The 16539-nt window shown below is 58.2% G+C and carries 12 protein-coding genes, 2 rRNA genes and 4 pseudogenes; 9 read left to right on the forward strand and 9 right to left on the reverse strand.

All coding sequences use genetic code 11. From position 1 onward, the window contains the following. The first annotated feature begins 6 nt into the window (after window positions 1-6). Together rrf (F8N21_RS06555) and rrf (F8N21_RS06560) are read left to right on the forward strand one after the other, a co-directional pair. Window positions 7-122 (forward strand): 5S ribosomal RNA (rrf, locus tag F8N21_RS06555). Window positions 123-231: 109 nt separating this feature from the next. Further along, window positions 232-347 (forward strand): 5S ribosomal RNA (gene rrf, locus F8N21_RS06560). Between the two features lie 131 nt (window positions 348-478). Here the strand turns inward: rrf (F8N21_RS06560) and F8N21_RS06565 are convergent. The 3 pseudogenes from F8N21_RS06565 to F8N21_RS06575 form a co-directional block, all read right to left on the reverse strand. Further along, window positions 479-631, reverse strand: a pseudogene (locus F8N21_RS06565) (PepSY domain-containing protein); the annotation flags it as partial. Then, window positions 613-819 (reverse strand): annotated as a pseudogene (locus tag F8N21_RS06570) (TonB-dependent receptor plug domain-containing protein); the annotation flags it as partial. The pseudogenes F8N21_RS06565 and F8N21_RS06570, both read right to left, overlap by 19 nt. Window position 820: 1 nt before the next feature. After that, window positions 821-1054: pseudogene (locus F8N21_RS06575) on the reverse strand (sigma factor); the annotation flags it as partial. Window positions 1055-1366: 312 nt separating this feature from the next. On the opposite strand from F8N21_RS06575, the gene F8N21_RS06580 reads away from it, so the two are divergent. After that, window positions 1367-3247 carry a methyl-accepting chemotaxis protein gene (locus F8N21_RS06580; RefSeq protein ID WP_150641349.1) on the forward strand — a complete coding sequence of 627 codons (1881 nt, stop codon included), beginning with the start codon at window positions 1367-1369 and terminating at the stop codon, window positions 3245-3247. Window positions 3248-3405: 158 nt separating this feature from the next. Here the strand turns inward: F8N21_RS06580 and F8N21_RS06585 are convergent, their stop codons facing one another. The 5 genes from F8N21_RS06585 to F8N21_RS06605 form a co-directional block, all read right to left on the reverse strand. Next, entirely contained in the window at window positions 3406-3873 is a 468-nt protein-coding gene (locus F8N21_RS06585) for an SRPBCC family protein (RefSeq protein WP_150641350.1), read from the reverse strand. 32 nt (window positions 3874-3905) lie between these two features. Next, window positions 3906-7367 carry a non-ribosomal peptide synthetase gene (locus tag F8N21_RS06590; protein WP_150641351.1) on the reverse strand — a complete coding sequence of 1154 codons (3462 nt, stop codon included), beginning with the start codon at window positions 7365-7367 and terminating at the stop codon, window positions 3906-3908. A gap of 15 nt (window positions 7368-7382) precedes the next feature. After that, complete coding sequence (locus F8N21_RS06595) at window positions 7383-8312, reverse strand: diiron oxygenase (RefSeq protein WP_150641352.1); 930 nt, start codon at window positions 8310-8312, stop codon at window positions 7383-7385. Further along, complete coding sequence (locus tag F8N21_RS06600) at window positions 8309-9085, reverse strand: DUF3050 domain-containing protein (protein WP_150641353.1); 777 nt, start codon at window positions 9083-9085, stop codon at window positions 8309-8311. Before F8N21_RS06600 ends, F8N21_RS06595 begins: the two co-directional genes overlap by 4 nt. Before the next feature lie 808 nt (window positions 9086-9893). Then, entirely contained in the window at window positions 9894-10604 is a 711-nt protein-coding gene (locus F8N21_RS06605) for a GntR family transcriptional regulator (protein WP_150641354.1), read from the reverse strand. A 301-nt stretch (window positions 10605-10905) separates the two neighbouring features. Here F8N21_RS06605 and lapG point away from each other — a divergent pair, with 301 nt between their 5' ends. Both lapG and F8N21_RS06615 read left to right on the forward strand, forming a co-directional pair. Further along, window positions 10906-11607 carry a cysteine protease LapG gene (gene lapG / locus F8N21_RS06610; protein WP_150641355.1) on the forward strand — a complete coding sequence of 234 codons (702 nt, stop codon included), beginning with the start codon at window positions 10906-10908 and terminating at the stop codon, window positions 11605-11607. 52 nt (window positions 11608-11659) lie between these two features. Next, window positions 11660-11803 (forward strand): annotated as a pseudogene (locus F8N21_RS06615) (hypothetical protein); the annotation flags it as partial. A gap of 216 nt (window positions 11804-12019) precedes the next feature. On the opposite strand, the gene F8N21_RS06620 reads toward F8N21_RS06615, so the two are convergent. Further along, the gene (locus tag F8N21_RS06620; protein ID WP_150641357.1) at window positions 12020-12358 is read right to left on the reverse strand and encodes a tryptophan synthase subunit beta; all 339 of its coding nucleotides are present in this window, start codon (window positions 12356-12358) and stop codon (window positions 12020-12022) included. Between the two features lie 387 nt (window positions 12359-12745). Between F8N21_RS06620 and F8N21_RS06625 the strand changes: the two genes are divergently transcribed. The 4 genes from F8N21_RS06625 to F8N21_RS06640 are packed head-to-tail and all read left to right on the forward strand — an operon-like array spanning window position 12746 to window position 16450. Next, window positions 12746-13642, forward strand: coding sequence for a TauD/TfdA dioxygenase family protein (locus F8N21_RS06625; protein ID WP_150641358.1), 897 nt, complete (start codon window positions 12746-12748; stop codon window positions 13640-13642). A 36-nt stretch (window positions 13643-13678) separates the two neighbouring features. After that, window positions 13679-14698, forward strand: a complete 1020-nt coding sequence (locus F8N21_RS06630; RefSeq protein WP_150641359.1) for an ABC transporter substrate-binding protein — start codon at window positions 13679-13681, stop codon at window positions 14696-14698. Window positions 14699-14703: 5 nt separating this feature from the next. Further along, window positions 14704-15564, forward strand: coding sequence for an ABC transporter ATP-binding protein (locus F8N21_RS06635; protein ID WP_150641360.1), 861 nt, complete (start codon window positions 14704-14706; stop codon window positions 15562-15564). A gap of 19 nt (window positions 15565-15583) precedes the next feature. Next, window positions 15584-16450: an ABC transporter permease gene (locus F8N21_RS06640; protein WP_150641361.1), complete on the forward strand. Its 867-nt coding sequence runs from the start codon at window positions 15584-15586 to the stop codon at window positions 16448-16450. Window positions 16451-16539 lie beyond the last annotated feature (89 nt).

Below are 16539 nucleotides of genomic sequence, written 5' to 3' on the forward strand. Positions count from 1 at the left end.
GAATTTCTTGACGACCATAGAGCATTGGAACCACCTGATCCCATCCCGAACTCAGCAGTGAAACGATGCATCGCCGATGGTAGTGTGGGGTTTCCCCATGTGAGAGTAGGTCATCGTCAAGATTGAATTCCGAAACCCCTATCTGCGTATGCAGGTAGGGGTTTTGTCTTTAGTAGAAGTCACCGATTTTTGCTGGCACGTTACTGCGGTAACGGGCTGGTCACAGAATTTCTTGACGACCATAGAGCATTGGAACCACCTGATCCCATCCCGAACTCAGCAGTGAAACGATGCATCGCCGATGGTAGTGTGGGGTTTCCCCATGTGAGAGTAGGTCATCGTCAAGATTGAATTCCGAAACCCCTGTCTGCTTACGCAGACAGGGGTTTTGTTTTTTGGGAGCAGCCACAAGCTACAAGTGGTGAGCTGCAAGCTAGAAACGGTCTGCTGCCAAGACCACTCCGTATCGAGCGTTCTTCTAAGCCTTACGTGCCTTGCCAGCTCTGCGAGCAAGCAACTTGCGCCACCAGATGTAGATCCCCGTCCCCGACAACACCGCAATCAGAACGCCTAGCAGCGCAATCATGACCTGTCCGGTGAAACCAATTATCCGTCCCCCATGGACTTCAAGCCATCGAGGTAGATGTTGTCCACCGAGCCATCGTTGAAGCCGCGCATCGCCACGTAGTCGTAGCGATGGGTGGCGCCGTAGGGATTGGTCAAGACGCCGGGGGTGTAGCGCATGGCCTGGGACACGGTTTGCGAACCCTGGTCATCCATTTGCTCACGGGTCACCACCGATACGCTTTGCGAGGTTTCCCTCGATTTCCTCGCGGCGCCAGTGGTCGATCACCAGGCCCCGGGCAATCGTGCGCAGAAAGGCCCGCGGGGCTTTCACTTCGAGACGTTCGGTTCTTTGGAGCAAACGGACAAAGGTGTCCTGGGGCAGATCCGCGGCATCGGCGGCATTGCCCAGCCGGCAGCGCAGCCAGGTGTTCAGCCAGCCGTGATGATTGCTGTAGAGCGCCTGCACTGCAAAATCAGATGATGGCATGAATACAACTGTCCGAACGTCATAAATGATAATTAGTCGCATTGTCATTCAAGCTCCGTGGATTTTGCAACCACCGTTCGGTCAGTCGGTATCAATATCGTGCTGTAGCCATTCCAGTCCGCCGTCCGGCAGGTTTACTGCGCATATGGAGTTCATTTCCTACAAAGCGCTAAGTTTTATCCGGTTCGTGCCGACAGAGTGGTGAGAAATGCGTGCACCTAAGTAGAGCGGTCTTAGAACACCGCCTGCGCTGTTACATGGAACATCTGCAACCGGACGCGTCCCCACTTTCTGCATAAGAAGTCCCCTGAAATGAATCTCAAGTTCAGCCATAAAATCCTGTTGGCCGCTTCAGGCGTCGTGGTTCTGGCTTTTGCGTTGTTCACTTTCTACAACGACTACCTGCAGCGAAATATCATCAAGCAAAACCTCGAGTCTTCTGTCGAGCAGGCCGGCGTTCTGACCGCCGGCAGCGTGCAGAACTGGCTGGGCGGGCGGATCCTGGTGCTGGAAAACCTGGCCCAGAACGTTGCTCACCAAGGTGCCCAGGCGGATTACCCGGGGCTGGTCAGTCAGCCAGCCTTCACCTCGAACTTCCAGTTCACCTACGTTGGACAAACCGATGGCACCTTTACCCAGCGCCCTGACGCAAAAATGCCGGACGGGTACGATCCGCGTCAGCGTCCTTGGTACAAGCAGGCAGTAGCGGCCGACAAGACCATGCTGACCCCGCCTTACATGGCGGCGGTCGGTGGGCTGGTGGTGACCATTGCCATGCCGGTCAAGAAACAGGGGCAACTGCTCGGGGTGGTCGGTGGTGACCTGAGCCTGGAAACCCTGGTGAAGATCATTAATTCGGTGGACTTTGGCGGTATCGGGCATGCCTTCCTGGTCAGTGCTGACGGGCAGGTGATCGTCAGCCCGGAGAAAGACCAGTTGATGAAGAACCTCAAGGATATCTACCCGGGTTCCGCGGTGCGCATCGGGAAGGGCAATCAGGAAGTCATCCTGAATCAACACGAGCGCATTCTGTCCTTCACGCCAGTGACCGGTCTGCCTAACGCTGATTGGTACATCGGACTGTCGATCGACAAGGACAAGGCCTACGCACCATTGAGCCAATTCCGCACTTCGGCCTTGATCGCAATGTTCGTCGCCGTGACCGCCATCGCGGTGTTGTTGAGTTTGTTGATTCAGGTGCTCTTGCGTCCGCTGACCACCATGGGGCGAGCGATGCAGGACATTGCGCAAGGTGAGGGCGACCTGACCCGTCGTCTGACGGTGGAAAACAAAGACGAGTTCGGAGAGTTGGGCGGCGCGTTCAACCAGTTTGTGGAGCGGATTCACGCGTCGATTTCCGAAGTCTCGTCGGCCACACGTCAGGTGCATGATCTGTCGCAACGGGTGATGGCATCGTCGAACGCCTCGATCATCGGTTCCGACGAGCAGAGTGCGCGGACCACTAGCGTAGCGGCGGCGATCAATGAACTAGGTGCCGCAACCCAGGAAATCGCCCGCAATGCCGCCGATGCTTCGCAGCACGCCAGCGGCGCCAGTGAACAGGCGGATGATGGTCGTCAGGTGGTGGAAAAAACCATACTGGCCATGACTGAGCTGTCGCAAAAAATCAGCCAGTCCTGCACCCAGATCGAAACCTTGAATGCCAGCACCGACAACATCGGGCATATTCTCGATGTGATCAAAGGTATCTCCCAGCAAACCAATCTGCTGGCGCTTAACGCAGCAATCGAAGCGGCACGTGCCGGTGAAGCCGGTCGTGGTTTTGCGGTGGTAGCGGACGAGGTGCGCAACCTGGCCCACCGCACCCAGGAATCAGCCGAGGAGATCCACAAGATGATCACCTCGCTGCAGATAGGTTCTCGCGAAGCAGTGACCACCATGAACGCCAGCCAGGTTTCCAGCGAGGAAAGTGTCGAAGTGGCGAATCAGGCCGGTGCGCGCTTGGTCAGCGTGACTCAACGAATCACCGAAATCGACGGGATGAACCAGTCGGTGGCCGCGGCAACGGAAGAGCAGACCGCGGTGGTGGAAACCCTCAACGTCGACATCAACCAGATCAACCTGCTGAACCAGCAGGGCGTGGTCAACCTCAACGAAACCTTGAAGGATTGTGATGCCTTGTCGCAACAGGCCAAGCGTCTGAAGCAATTGGTCGACAGCTTCAAGATCTGAATTTAAGGCCTGTCTGAGGGACCGCGTTATCTTCATCGCGAGCAAGCTCGCTCCCACAGGGTTTTGCACTGACCACAAAAGTGCGGGTCGGCGCAGGTCCAATGTGGGAGCGAGCTTGCTCGCGATAGCGGTGTGTCTAAAACCGATGAATTCGAACCTTACACAAACAGCTTCAGCACATTACTCATCGAGTCATCGGCAAAGCCCTGAACAAAATCCTTGAACCCAGGCAAGGCCTCGGTGCCACCCTGGGCCGGTTCGGCGATGATGGTCCAGGTCGCTCGGGACTTGCCCGCAACCAGTGGCTCGACAGTCATGGCGGCCCACAGGTTGGCGACCCCCAGGGTGTTGTAGATCGTCGTCCAGGTCATGCTCATGGCCTGATCGTCCCGCGAGTTGAGTTGCTCGACCACCAGATTGCCGTCCTTGAAGAATTTCTTGCGCAGCGAAGACACGCCTTCGCCGGTCATCTCGATGTGCGACAGCGCGGGGATGAATTGATCGAATCCGGCGAAGTTGCCGACCACCTCCCACACACGCAGTGCATCGGCAGGAACCTCGACCGAGGCTGAAACATGGCAGCCATGGGGGTTTTTGATCAGGGTATCGGGTTGCAGAGTGGTCATGCTGTGCTCCAGTTTGGTTGGGATTTGATGCATCAAATGAAGTCGATTTCTTTCAGGTAATCGCAGCCCTTGCGCAGCAGCGCGGGGGATTTTTGCGGGTAGTGCTCGCCCATCAACCGGACGCCAGCCTGGGCGTTGTCGTGGCCGATCATCGAGATGTCGCCGATGTCTTCCTCAAAGCCATTGAGGTAGAAGCCCAACACGCCGAACAACGCGTTCTCGCTGTCGACCCGGCCCAGTTGTTGTTGCCAGTCGGCGACGCTGACCATGCGAAATTCCCGTCCGGTCTCACGAAAGGACGCCACGTAAGCGTCCCAGCTCAGCGGCTCGGGGTTATGCAGGTTGAACACCGCCTGGTCCGGCTGATAGCGGCTGGCGTGGAAGGCGATAAAGCGGGCAAGAAAGTCCACCGGCATCAAGTCGAAGTTCAGGGCGAACTCCGGCACCTGGCCCAATTGAATCGAGCCCTTGAGCATCAGCATCAGGCGGTTCTTGTGGGGTTGGCAGACCCCCGTGAGGCTGTTGAAACTGATGTTGCCCGGCCGATAGAGATTGACCCGGACCCCACGCTCGCGAGCGCGCTCGAGAACCCGCTCACCCACCCATTTGGACAGGTTGTAGCCGTTCTTGATGTAGATCGGCGGAGTCAGCGCGGCCGGTTGTTCGAGGACCCGGCCATCGGCGTCGATGGTGCTGGAGGCCGAGAGGGTGGAAACGAAGTTGAAGACCTTCTTGCTGCGTCCTTCGCACAAGCGCAGGCACTCGAAAATCGGCTCGACGTTATCCCGGGCCAGTGACGGGTAATCCATGACGTGATTGACGTTGGCGGCGTTATGCACCAGGGCGCCGAATTCCCGGTCGAGCCGTTCGTACACCTCAGGTGCAAGCCCCAGCTCGGGCCGGGTGATATCCGCCGCGTAAACCTGCACCCGACTCAGGTCCAGATGCTCCAGACGGTTCTCGTGCAAGGACTGGGAAAAGCGTTCGGCGGCCGACTTCCCGGCACCATCGCGTACCAGACACGCGACTTCGGTCGCGCCCCAGGCCAGCAGAGCCTCGACAATGTGCACGCCGACAAAGCTGTTGGCGCCAGTGACGATCACCTTGTGCACATCCCCCATCCGGCTGACCGGCAAGGCGTGTATATCCAGTTCGCGGAAAGCGTCGGCCAAGGCCTTTGCACTGAGCACTTCTTCGCTGCTGTTACCGCTGACCAGCGTCGCCAGCCTGGCGATGGTCGGCACTTCAATGAAGCGGTTGATCGAGATACTGCGTCCGAATTGTTGGCGCAAACCCAGGAGCATTCGTGACAAGAGAATCGAGTGGCCGCCGAGATTGAAGAAGCTTTCGTCGGTGGAAATGTCGCTGGCCGGCAACTCCAGTAATTCAGCCCACAGCTCCAGCAACTGCGCTTCGTCAGCGGTTTTGGGTAATCGCCGCGGATGGTTTTCAAGGAAACTGACCGGCAGTTCCAGCAGGGCTTTGCGATCCACTTTGCCGTTGCTGGCGTAAGGCATGCTCGCCAGTTCGGTCCAGGCGACTGGCTGCATATAGTCCGGCAGAAACTGTAGCGCGTGCGCTTTCAATGCTTCGCGGGCGCTGCCCGGCGGGTCTTCCTGAGGTTGGGCGAGGAATGCCAGAATTCGTCGATTGCTGTCGATGACCACCGCTACCTGACGGAACAATTGACTGTCACGAAGGCAGTGTTCGATCTCTTCCGGCTCGACCCGGAAGCCGCGAATCTTCACCTGGTTGTCCCGCCGGCCGCAGAGCTCGATGCCGTCGGCCGTCCACTTCGCCATATCGCCGGTGCGATAGGCGCGCAGGCTTTGGCCGTCGGGCAACGGCAAGTCGAGATAGCGTTCGGCGGTCTGCTGCGGATTATTCAAATAGCCCAGGCAGACCCCGGGCCCGACGATGTACAGCTCACCCACGGTGTGCTCGGCAACTGGCAGGAAGGCTTCATCGAGAATCAGCACCTGGCTGTTGGCGATCGGCGCACCCAGGGTGCGGTTGCTATCGCCGGCCTGCAGTTGTCGTGCAGTAATCAGTACCGTGGCTTCCGTCGGCCCATAGAGGTTGTACAGCCGGCATTGCCGGGTCAGGCACTCGATCACGTAGGGTTCGCAGACGTCGCCACCGGTCATCACATGTTCGAGCCCCAACGGCTGGTCGAGGGGCAGAATGCTCAGCAATGCCGGCGGCACAAACCCATGGCTCAGACGCTGGCGGCGGATCAACTCCACCAGTTGTAGCGGGTCGCGGCGCTCGTCGTCGCTGGGGACGATCAACTCGGCGCCCTGGATCAACGTCGGGAAGATATCGATCAACGATGAGTCGAAGCTCAGGGACGAAAACTGCAAGACCCGGCTGTGCTCGGTCAGCTCTACATAGGCGGCATACCAGGCGCAGAAATGCGCCAGATTGTGCTGGCTGAGCAACACGCCTTTCGGATGACCGGTGGTGCCCGAGGTGTACAACGCCATGCATGGCGCATCGAGGGCGGGGCGTTGACTCATCAGCGGCTGCGAGAGATCCGCGGTGCAGGCGTCGATGCGGCTGATGTCCAATCCAGGTATCGCGGCGCTGAGCGGGTGCTGGCCATCGTGAAGCAGCAACAGCGCTCCGGCATTCTCCAGGATGTACTGCTGGCGTTGCAGTGGATGGCTCGGTTCGAGTGGCAGATACACCGCGCCGCTGCCGAGAATCGCCAGAATACCTGCATAAAGCGCGCTGGATTTCGCCAGGCAGATACCCACCACCAACGGCCCGTCGCCCGGCTTGTGTTGTTCCAGTAGCGGCAGCAATCGCTGCTGGATTGCCAGGCTTTGGGCGTGCAAGGCGCCATAGCTGATGGACGTGCCGGCGATGTTCAGTGCAGGTCGGTCGGCGAATGCCTTGAGGCTTTGTTCAAGCCTTTCGATCAATGGGGTTTGCGCGATCAGCAGCAACTCCGGTTGATGGGTGAGATTGAATCGATGGGCGTAAGACAGCCGCTCCAGCAGCAGCAGGTTTTCCTGATGTCCTTGGGAGCAAGGTTCGGCGGACTCGGCCTGCAGGAAGTAATCGGCATCGCGGGAGAAGCGACTGACCATCACGGCCACAGCGTCCACCAACTCGGCAACTACCCGCATACGCAGTGTCTGGCCATTGCCTGAAGGTTCATCAACCACGGGCCATCGGGCAATCAGTCGCTGTTCGGTGCCCGAGCCGTACCCGCAGAGCACTTCGAGTTGGGGTAGGCCGTATTCGCTCAAAGACCCCGCGACCAAACGTAAACTCAGCGGTACGCAGTCGCCAAAGTCCCGTAGACGTTGCGACGAGATCGTCAGGCTGCCGTCGTCGATCAGCAGGTTGGCGCTGCTGACCGGTTGTTGGTTGAGGGCCCGACTGTCCGTCAGGCGGCCAAGTGAGTGGCCATGTTGTTCCAGTTCCAGCGCCAGGTCGTTCAAAGCCTGACTCTGGCCTATGAGTAGAATGTCGAGCCGTCGCATGATGTGCTCCTCGGGTCAGACCAGGTAGGCGCTAAGGGCGTGCTGGACGCAGGGCGAATCCAGCAACGAACTGCTGCGCAAAAACCGCACGATGTTGGCGACCAGTGGGTGATGACGATTGATCGGGAAGGCCAGCCCGGATACTTCTCCCTTGAGTGCCAGCCTTGCGCTGTCGCTGAGTTGCAAGTGCTCGATCAGCCGACAGTCGAAGGCCTTCTGGATATCGTTGGTCAGGTAGTGGGCAATGAACACCGGCAGGATCTGCGCGATGCTGTGCCGGTCGGTTTCGCTTGCGCCATGCCAGTAGATCCGCACCAGCCTTGCCCAGAAAACCGAATGTCGGCCTTCGTCCAGCAGGTGGTCGGCCATCAGTCCCTTGATCGATTGCTTGACCGTGTCGTCCTTGGCGAAGGCTGCGACATCGTTGGTCACCGTATTTTCGGCAATCGCCACGCAGATCAGCTCCACGGCGGCGCACAAGTGCTCCGGAGCCAGCGCCAGTGCCGCTGGAATTGCCCGACTCAGCTCGATTTCACCGGGCAGCTCGATTGGCGTGATCCCGGTCATGGCGATGGTCTGTTGCATGAAGTCCATGGCCACCAACGCGTGGTAGTCCTCATCCACCACCACGGTCATGGCGTCATAACGACAGGCGAAGGGGAAGGGCACCGCGAAGCGATTCTTGGCAATGCTGCGCGCGGTTTTATCGACGATTTCGGTTTCGAAGATCACCACGTCGTTGATGAATTTGTAGAGCGTCTGCACCAGGGCAAAATCCCGCTGTTCGGGGCATTCGCGCAGAAAAGTTTCACCCAGCACCAAGGGTTGGCGACTCAGGGGATAAATCAGCTTGTTGTCGTTCTCGACCATGCGCCGCGGACGGGTGCGGATGGTTGCCCGGCTTTCCCAGGACTCGGCGAAGGATTGGTAGTCGGCGGCGTTCATGCGCTCACCTCGGCGATGGTTTCAGCCATGCTCAGGCGCAAGCCGTCCCACAAGGCGATGCGGCTTTGCACGGCGGCGATGGCGGCGGTATAAACCTCCTCTTCGCGTTGCGGGTCGCCATCGACCAGTCGTGCGAGAAGTTTTTCCGCGGCCGGGCCGTGGTCTTCGGAATCGACTTCGATATGCCGTTGCAGGTAGTAACGAAAGGTCGGCGCCTGTTCGATGCCGATGTCCCAATCGTCGAGAATGCGCTGGAACATTTGCGGGATGACGCTTTCTCGACCGTGCAGAAATGCCGCGGCGACGCTGTGGGCCGGAGCATGCAGCGCCGTGTGCAGGGTGTGCCTGACGAAGTTCGCCGCGGCCGGATCAACCTCGACACTTTGCAGGGCGGTGTCGTAACTCACGCCTTCGCGTTGCAGCGCGACGAAGCGTTCGACCACCGCGGTGCGGGCGCCGACTTCGCGCATTGCATCCAGGTACAGCTCGTAATGGCTGTAATGACCGTGATCGACTCGATTATCCGATTCTTCACCCAGGACAATTTCATTGATCAGGCGAGCGGCTTGAGGGTCCTGCGGCGCAAGCCATGGCAGCTGGACGCAGGTCAGTTCCTGTTGCAGGCGTTTGGTCAGTGACATGAAGTCCCAGACGGCGAACACATGGGTTTCCATAAATCGCTGGAGTATCGGCAGCGAGTTGATTTCCGAAAAGATCGGGTGGGCACTTAATTGCGCTTTTTTAAAGTGAAGCAGTTCTTTGTTTGTTTTCATGTTGTGGCCTCTAACGTGTAGGAGGAGTATCAGTCTGATAACGGGTTTGTAATTGGCGGGAAGCCTGGTTAACTTTCTAAAGGGCGAACAAGTGCCTCAAGTTAATATTGATAAGGTTCAAGGGTTGACGGCCATGTGCGCCAGGGCCTGTAGGCTTGACGGTAGATTGCGCCGCAGCTTTCGTTGTCAGTGATGCAGATCGCGCCGACATGAATTGGTTATGCAACTTCATGTCGGCGGAGAAAAATTAATACACAGGATAAGTGTGGGGCAAGTGTTTTTTATATTTTTTGTAAAGTGCAGTTTTTCGAGCGCGACAAGTTCCGATAAAACAGTTGGAATAAGTTTTATTGAGATGAAGTTGTTCCTTCCGGCTTATATAAGTCAGAATAAAGATAAATGAGTGAATGCCTCACTCGGAACAACTTTCTGATGGATGAGTTGAAGTTATTTGATGGTGTCGGAGGGGGTCGGGAACAGCCCGGTCCTTCCTTCCAGTGGCAGGCCTCCTTCTGTGCGTCCAGTGCGCGAGGACTGTGCAGATACACGCCGCTCGATCATTTTTAGTTGGCAAACTCAAGAGTGAGCCCAAATGGATGGCGCTGCTATCACTGGCGTAGGGATGAAGGTGCTTTGAATACTGGAAGTGGGAGCTGGTGCTCAGGTTCTGGCGGTTGCAGAGGTCGGAAACGAGGCGCTTCCTGGTGGGGAAAGAAGGATTTGCAGGCAGATTACTCGCTGAGCAGTCTGAGGTGAATGTTGACGATCAACCGGGCCCCGTGGGAATGCATGGCATTCCCCGCGCCCTTCACTTCGGTGTTTTATTGCCCTGAGGATCAGTATCGCTCAAATAACGGGTAATCACTTCGACCCCACGGTTGAGGTGATTTTCGAGGGCTTTTACGCACTGTTCGATGTTCCGCTCTTCGGTCATTCGCAGCAGGTGCCGATGGTCATCCTGGGAGATTTTTCCCAGGCCCATGGCCTCAAGGTTGAAGCGCAGAAAACGCTCTTCTTCGATCAGCCCGCTTTCTACCAGGCTCAATAGCCTGCGGTTGGGGGCCTTGCCATACAGGGCCATATGAAACAGGCGGTTGAGCCTGCCCATCTCAGTGTAATCGGTCTCGGTTTCGAGTGCGTCGATGTAGTGGGCGGCCAGGGTAAAATCGGCGGCCTCAAGCAAGGGAATCGAGAGACGCAGGGCTTCGGATTCCAGCAGGATGCGCAGGGCGTAAGTCTCGACGGCATCACCTTCGATCAAAGGCGCGACGACGGCACCTTTGTGTGCGGTCACGTGCAGCAACGACTGCGCTTCGAGTTGTCGCAAGGCTTCACGCACAGGCATGCGACTCACCCCGAACAGATCGGCCAGGTCTTGCTGGCGAAGGGCTGTCCCACACGGCAAGCGACCATCGAGGATGGCCGAGCGCAAGGTTTCTTCAATCACTGAGCGCGCGAGATGGGCGGGTATCGGTCCGCTGACCGGGATACTGCGCAAAGGGTTCGGCTTCTGTGGCACGACGACGCTACCCTGCTTTATGAAATGAATGGGATTTATTGGATCCAATGCACACTAGTGACTGCTCAGTCACTTGTCAAACCATCGGCGTTCCCTGTATCCCCTGGACGATCCGCGGTACGCAAATCCCCGTGGGAGCTGCCGCAGGCTGCGATCTTTTTGGGTCCCAGCGCTGAACCCGACGATCATTCACCTAAGTCTAGCGCGTCCGGCGAGCCGTGATTTCACGGTGCCATTGTCTTTTACTTATCGAACCTTCACCATCAATCGATTTCCCCCAATCCCTCATGGACGACTCGCATTGGCGATACGTTTAGCTCCCCCTCGAACCCTGCGCTGGCTATGTTCAGCGGTGCTTCTGGCCGGCGTCCTGCTGGGTGGCTTGCATGCCGATTGGGATTTTTCGCTGATCAGTCGTCGAGCCGAAACATTGTACGGTCCTTTGGGTCAAGGGCAGCAGAGAATCGATGCCTGGCAGCGTTTGCTTTCCTCGCAAAACCAGGCCAGCGAGCTGGAACAGCTCGAACTGGTCAACCAGTTCTTCAACAAACACATGCGCTACGAAGAAGACATCGACTTGTGGCATCAGGTCGATTACTGGGAGACTCCGGTTGAAGCCTTATGGAAGGGCGCAGGCGACTGTGAGGACTACGCCATTGCCAAGTACTTCAGCCTGCGCCGTCTCGGGGTCTCCAGCGACAAACTGCGGATTACCTACGTCAAGGCCTTGCGCTTGAACCGCGCGCACATGGTGCTGACCTATTACTCGCGCCCGGACGCCATGCCGCTGGTCCTCGACAGCCTGATCGACACCATCAAGCCGGCCAGTCAACGAACCGACTTGCTGCCGGTCTACTCCTTCAATGCCGAAGGATTATGGCTGCCGGGGGCCGAGAGCAACAAGAAAGTCGGTGATACCAAGCGCTTGTCGCGCTGGCAGGACGTATTGAAAAGAATGCAGGCCGAAGGTTTTCCAGTCGAGACTGTTGATGTCCCTGTTTAAATAACTGTTGATCGCTATTTGTCTATTCCTGGTGGTCGCCTTCAGCGGCAGCTTCATGGTCAGCCTCCAGCGCGCCGCCCACAGCATCGACTTGCCGCTGATTGCCGAACGAGTGGAGACCGAGGGCGAGCTCCTGGTGATTCGCGAGATGGGCCTGTACGGCGAAGGCCAGGGCGAGCCTGTGCCCTGGAAGTGAAGTAATTTCCAGATTCAGCACTGTCCCCGTAGCAGCTGCCGAAGGCCGCGTTCGGCTGCGCAGCAGTCGTAAATCCTGCTTCCACGATTTGTCTGGAATACCGCAGTGCCTGACTTTGCGGCTGCTTCGCAGCCGAACGCAGCCTTCGGCAGCTGCTACATGGTTCGCGTAACGATAGGGCAAGCCCCCTCCGACAAAGGACGCTTTAACCGGGTTTCAGATCAACCCTGTCTCATCATCATCGATCAGATGACTCAAACCACCCAGGGCTTCACAGGCCTGGGTCCGGTCCATCAGCTTGGCCTGGGCTGCCGGCGGCAGGTCGGTGACACGAATCACCCCTTTGCTGGTCAGCACCTGAATCAGGTCGTCGAGTACCCGGATCATATCCAGGTCGCTCTGCTTGAGTTGCTTGAGGCTGGTTTCCAGCGCTTCGTTGGCGTACCAGGCCTGGATTTCATGGTGGTCGGCGGGGAGCGTTTCCGTCGCTTCGGCGTAGGCGGCGGCTTCCACGCGAATCAGCTGACCTTGAGCATCGCGTTGCACGTAGAACATTGAGAATCCCTCATGAATGGACCCGCGTCATGCTGGCAGCAGCATAGGCCAACTGGGTGCGAGCATGCGGTGGGAAGAGAAATCATCACGCTCACTGGCCGCCCATGGAAAAGATCGCAGCCTGCGGATTTGCGTACGACCTCGAATTCGCGGCTGTACCCGGACCGCGTGTAGGAGCTGCCGCAGGCTGCGATCTTTTGATCTTTGAAATAAGTCATATCGTTATTCTCTAACGGTATTTAAATTCATGTTCTTATATCTATAAAGTCAAACCCCTGCGTACCTGCCGACCAATCGGCGCGCCGCACGAAATGAACCAACACGGGACCTCCGTGAGTTTCTGATCGACGCGCGCGCCCTTGAGCGTGCCATGCGTGGGAGTGATTTATGTCTGCAGTTACTGCTTTCCCAAGCGCCGCGAACATCGCGCCGCAAACTTTTGAAATCCGTCCGTTCAGCGGTGCCGTGGGTGCCGAAATCATCGGCCTCGACCTGGCATTGCCGATCAACGACCAGGACTTCTCCCGCATTCACCGTGCGCATCTGGACCATCACGTGGTGGTGTTTCGCGATCAGCGCATAACCCCGGAACAGCAAATCGCCTTCAGCCGCCGCTTCGGGGTTTTGCAGATTCATGTGCTCAAGCAATTCCTGCTGGCTGGCCACCCGGAAATCCTCATCGTCTCCAACATCATCGAGAACGGCCAATCCATCGGTCTGGGCGATGCCGGCAAATTCTGGCATTCCGACCTTTCCTACAAAGAGCTGCCAAGCCTGGGCTCGATGCTGCATGCCCAGGAGCTGCCGGCCGAAGGCGGCGACACTCTGTTCGCCGACATGCACAAAGCCTGGGACGGGCTGCCCGAAGCGCTGCGCAAAGCGGTCGAAGGTCGCTCGGCCGCACACTCTTACACCGCGCGCTATAGCGAAACCAAATTCGCAGGCAACTGGCGCCCGACTCTGACCCCGGAGCAGCTCGCTCAGGTCAACGAAGTGGTGCATCCGATCGTCCGCACCCATCCGGAAAACGGCCGCCAGGCACTGTTCGTCAGCGAGGGGTTCACCACCCGCATTGTCGGCCTGCCCGAAGACGAAAGTCAGCAACTGCTGGCCGAGCTCTACGCCCACAGCGTGCGGCCGGAAAACATCTATCGCCACCAATGGCAGCCCCACGACCTGGTGTTCTGGGACAACCGCTCGCTGATCCACCTCGCCGCCGGGTGCCCGAGCCATCTGCGCCGCAAGCTCTATCGCACCACCATTCAGGGCGACGCCCCTTACTGATCGACCACGGCACTTCCTATAGCCAGGAGCACTTCCATGTCCAAACCAATCAAATCCGTGGCCGTCAGCATCGGCCTGGGGTTCAGCCTGCTCGCCAGTAGCCTGCTCGCCCCGAGCGTCGCCCATGCCGAAGGCGAGATCCGCATCGCCGAACAGTTCGGCATTGTTTACCTGTTGCTCAACGTGGTGCGCGATCAAAACCTGATCGAAAAACACGGTAAGGAGGAGGGCATCGAGATCAAGGTCGACTGGACCCAACTGTCCGGCGGCGCGGCGGTCAACGATGCGTTGCTCTCCGGTTCCATCGATATCGCCGGTGCCGGGGTCGGTCCGCTGCTGACCATCTGGGACCGCACCCACGGCAAGCAGAACGTCAAGGCCGTGGCTTCCCTGGGCAATTTCCCGTACTACTTGGTGAGCAACAATCCGCAAGTCAAAACCATCGCCGACTTCACCGAGAAGGACCGCATCGCCGTGCCAGCGGTCGGCGTTTCCGTGCAGTCGCGTTTCCTGCAATACGCCGCCGCCAAGCAATGGGGCGACAAGGATTTCAACCGCCTGGACAAGTACACCATCGCCGTCCCGCACCCGGACGCCACTGCCGCGTTGATCGCCGGGGGCACCGAGTTGACCGGGCATTTTTCCAACCCGCCGTTCCAGGATCAGGCGCTGAAAAACCCCAAGGTGCATGTAGTACTCAATACCTACGACCTGCTTGGCCCGAACTCGCCAACCGTGCTGTTCGCCACCGAGAAGTTCCGCAACGAGAACCCGAAAACCTACAAAGCCTTCATCGAAGCCCTGACCGAAGCCGCCGAGTTTGCCCAGAACGACAAAGGCGCGGCCGCTGACACCTACATCCGCGTGACCAAAGCCAAAATCGATCGCGCCGACTTGCTGAAAATCATCGACAACCCGCAGTTCGAATTCAGCGTCACACCGAAAAATACCTATCCTTTGGCGGAGTTTCTCTACCGCGTTGGCGCGCTCAAAAACAAACCCGAATCATGGAAGGACTACTTCTTCCAGGATGCGAAACCGCTGCAAGGGAGCTGACAGCAATGAACGCACCTGTGCAAGGCCACACGGCCAGCAACCTGATCACAGCAGCGCCAGCGCTGCTGTCGGTCGACCACGTCAGCCTCGAGTACCGCACCCCGCAGCGCGTCGTTCGGGCGACTCACCAGGTCAGCTTCGAGATCGATCCTGCCGACCGCTTCGTTCTGCTCGGTCCTTCGGGTTGCGGCAAATCGACTCTGCTCAAGGCGATTGCCGGGTTTATCCAACCCTGCGAAGGACAGATCCGTCTGCAGGGGCAAACCGTTACCACACCGGGGCCGGACCGGATCGTGGTGTTCCAGGAGTTCGATCAACTGCCGCCGTGGAAGACCGTTAAACAGAACGTCATGTTCCCGCTGCTCGCCTCAAAAACCCTCAAGCGCCGCGAAGCCGAGGAACGGGCGCTGCACTACCTGGACAAGGTCGGTCTGGCGGCGTTTGCCGATGCCTATCCGCATACCTTGTCCGGCGGTATGAAAGCTCGCGTAGCAATTGCCCGGGCCCTGGCGATGCAGCCGAAGATCCTGCTGATGGACGAACCCTTCGCCGCCCTCGACGCCCTGACCCGACGCAAGATGCAGGAAGAATTGCTGCTGCTCTGGGAGGAGGTGCGCTTCACCTTGCTGTTCGTCACTCACTCCATTGAAGAGGCGCTGGTGGTGGGTAATCGCATCCTGTTGCTGTCGCCGCATCCGGGGCGCGTACGCGCAGAAGTCCACAGCCATCAGTACGATTTGCACAGCCTCGGTGGCGTGGAGTTTCAGCAATCGGCGCGGCGCATTCATCGGCTGTTGTTTGATGAAGGCCAGTCGGTTGAATCCAGTCGTGAACTGGATTTCGCCGATATTCGCATCGCTTATTGAGCTAATGGAGGATTGCCCGATGAGCCATTCATCACCCGTACGCCAGGAATACGAAGTTGCATTGGAACCGCTGCTGAGCGTCCCGCTGGAGCGCGAACTGCCCCTCGGTCAGCGCCTCTGGCAACAAGGCTGGTTACGCAAAAGCCTGATCCTGATTTTGCTCGCGGTGCTCTGGGAAGTCGTCGCCCGCCTCCAGAACAACGACCTGCTGCTGCCCAGCTTCCTGCAAACCAGCAGCGCACTTTACGAAGGTCTGCTCAGCGGCGAGTTGCTGGGCAAGGTCGGTATTTCCCTGGTGGTGCTGCTCAAGGGTTACCTGATCGGCATCGTCCTGGCCTTCGCCTTGACCACCCTGGCAGTCTCGACTCAGTTCGGTCGCGATCTGCTGAGCACCCTGACCTCGATGTTCAACCCATTGCCGGCCATTGCCCTGTTGCCGCTGGCCCTGCTGTGGTTCGGCCTGGGACAGAACAGCTTGATCTTCGTGCTGGTGCATTCGGTGCTCTGGGCTTTGGCCTTGAACACCTACGCCGGCTTTCTCGGCGTCTCGGAAACCCTGCGCATGGCCGGGCGCAATTACGGTTTGAAGGGCATTCGCTTCGTACTGTTCATCCTGATCCCGGCTGCACTGCCATCAATCCTCGCCGGGCTGAAAATCGGCTGGGCCTTTGCCTGGCGCACGTTGATTGCGGCGGAACTGGTATTCGGCGCAACGAGTGGCAAGGGTGGGTTGGGCTGGTACATTTTCCAGAACCGAAATGAGCTGTACACCGACAAGGTTTTTGCCGGGTTGGCGGTGGTGATTCTGATTGGCTTGCTGGTGGAGAACCTGGTGTTTGATACGTTGGAGCGGGTGACGGTGAAGCGGTGGGGGATGCAGCGGTAGGGAGGGCTTGATGTTCAGATGACACAAGCAAAAGTGCTTATGCTTGCACCGCAATAAACGCTCTGATTTCCGCACCGCTTGGACGTCAC

The organism is Pseudomonas fluorescens, assembly GCF_902497895.1.
Taxonomy (GTDB): domain Bacteria; phylum Pseudomonadota; class Gammaproteobacteria; order Pseudomonadales; family Pseudomonadaceae; genus Aquipseudomonas; species Aquipseudomonas fluorescens_BP.

Excerpts from the sequence above, each read along its gene's own strand:
- F8N21_RS06580 (WP_150641349.1), top strand. The coding sequence starts at position 1,367 with ATGAATCTCAAGTTCAGCCATAAAATCCTGTTGGCCGCTTCAGGCGTC.
- F8N21_RS06585 (WP_150641350.1), bottom strand. The coding sequence starts at position 3,873 with ATGACCACTCTGCAACCCGATACCCTGATCAAAAACCCCCATGGCTGC.
- F8N21_RS06590 (WP_150641351.1), bottom strand. The coding sequence starts at position 7,367 with ATGCGACGGCTCGACATTCTACTCATAGGCCAGAGTCAGGCTTTGAAC.
- F8N21_RS06595 (WP_150641352.1), bottom strand. The coding sequence starts at position 8,312 with ATGAACGCCGCCGACTACCAATCCTTCGCCGAGTCCTGGGAAAGCCGG.
- F8N21_RS06600 (WP_150641353.1), bottom strand. The coding sequence starts at position 9,085 with ATGAAAACAAACAAAGAACTGCTTCACTTTAAAAAAGCGCAATTAAGT.
- F8N21_RS06620 (WP_150641357.1), bottom strand. The coding sequence starts at position 12,358 with ATGTTCTACGTGCAACGCGATGCTCAAGGTCAGCTGATTCGCGTGGAA.
- F8N21_RS06625 (WP_150641358.1), top strand. The coding sequence starts at position 12,746 with ATGTCTGCAGTTACTGCTTTCCCAAGCGCCGCGAACATCGCGCCGCAA.
- F8N21_RS06630 (WP_150641359.1), top strand. The coding sequence starts at position 13,679 with ATGTCCAAACCAATCAAATCCGTGGCCGTCAGCATCGGCCTGGGGTTC.
- F8N21_RS06635 (WP_150641360.1), top strand. The coding sequence starts at position 14,704 with ATGAACGCACCTGTGCAAGGCCACACGGCCAGCAACCTGATCACAGCA.
- F8N21_RS06640 (WP_150641361.1), top strand. The coding sequence starts at position 15,584 with ATGAGCCATTCATCACCCGTACGCCAGGAATACGAAGTTGCATTGGAA.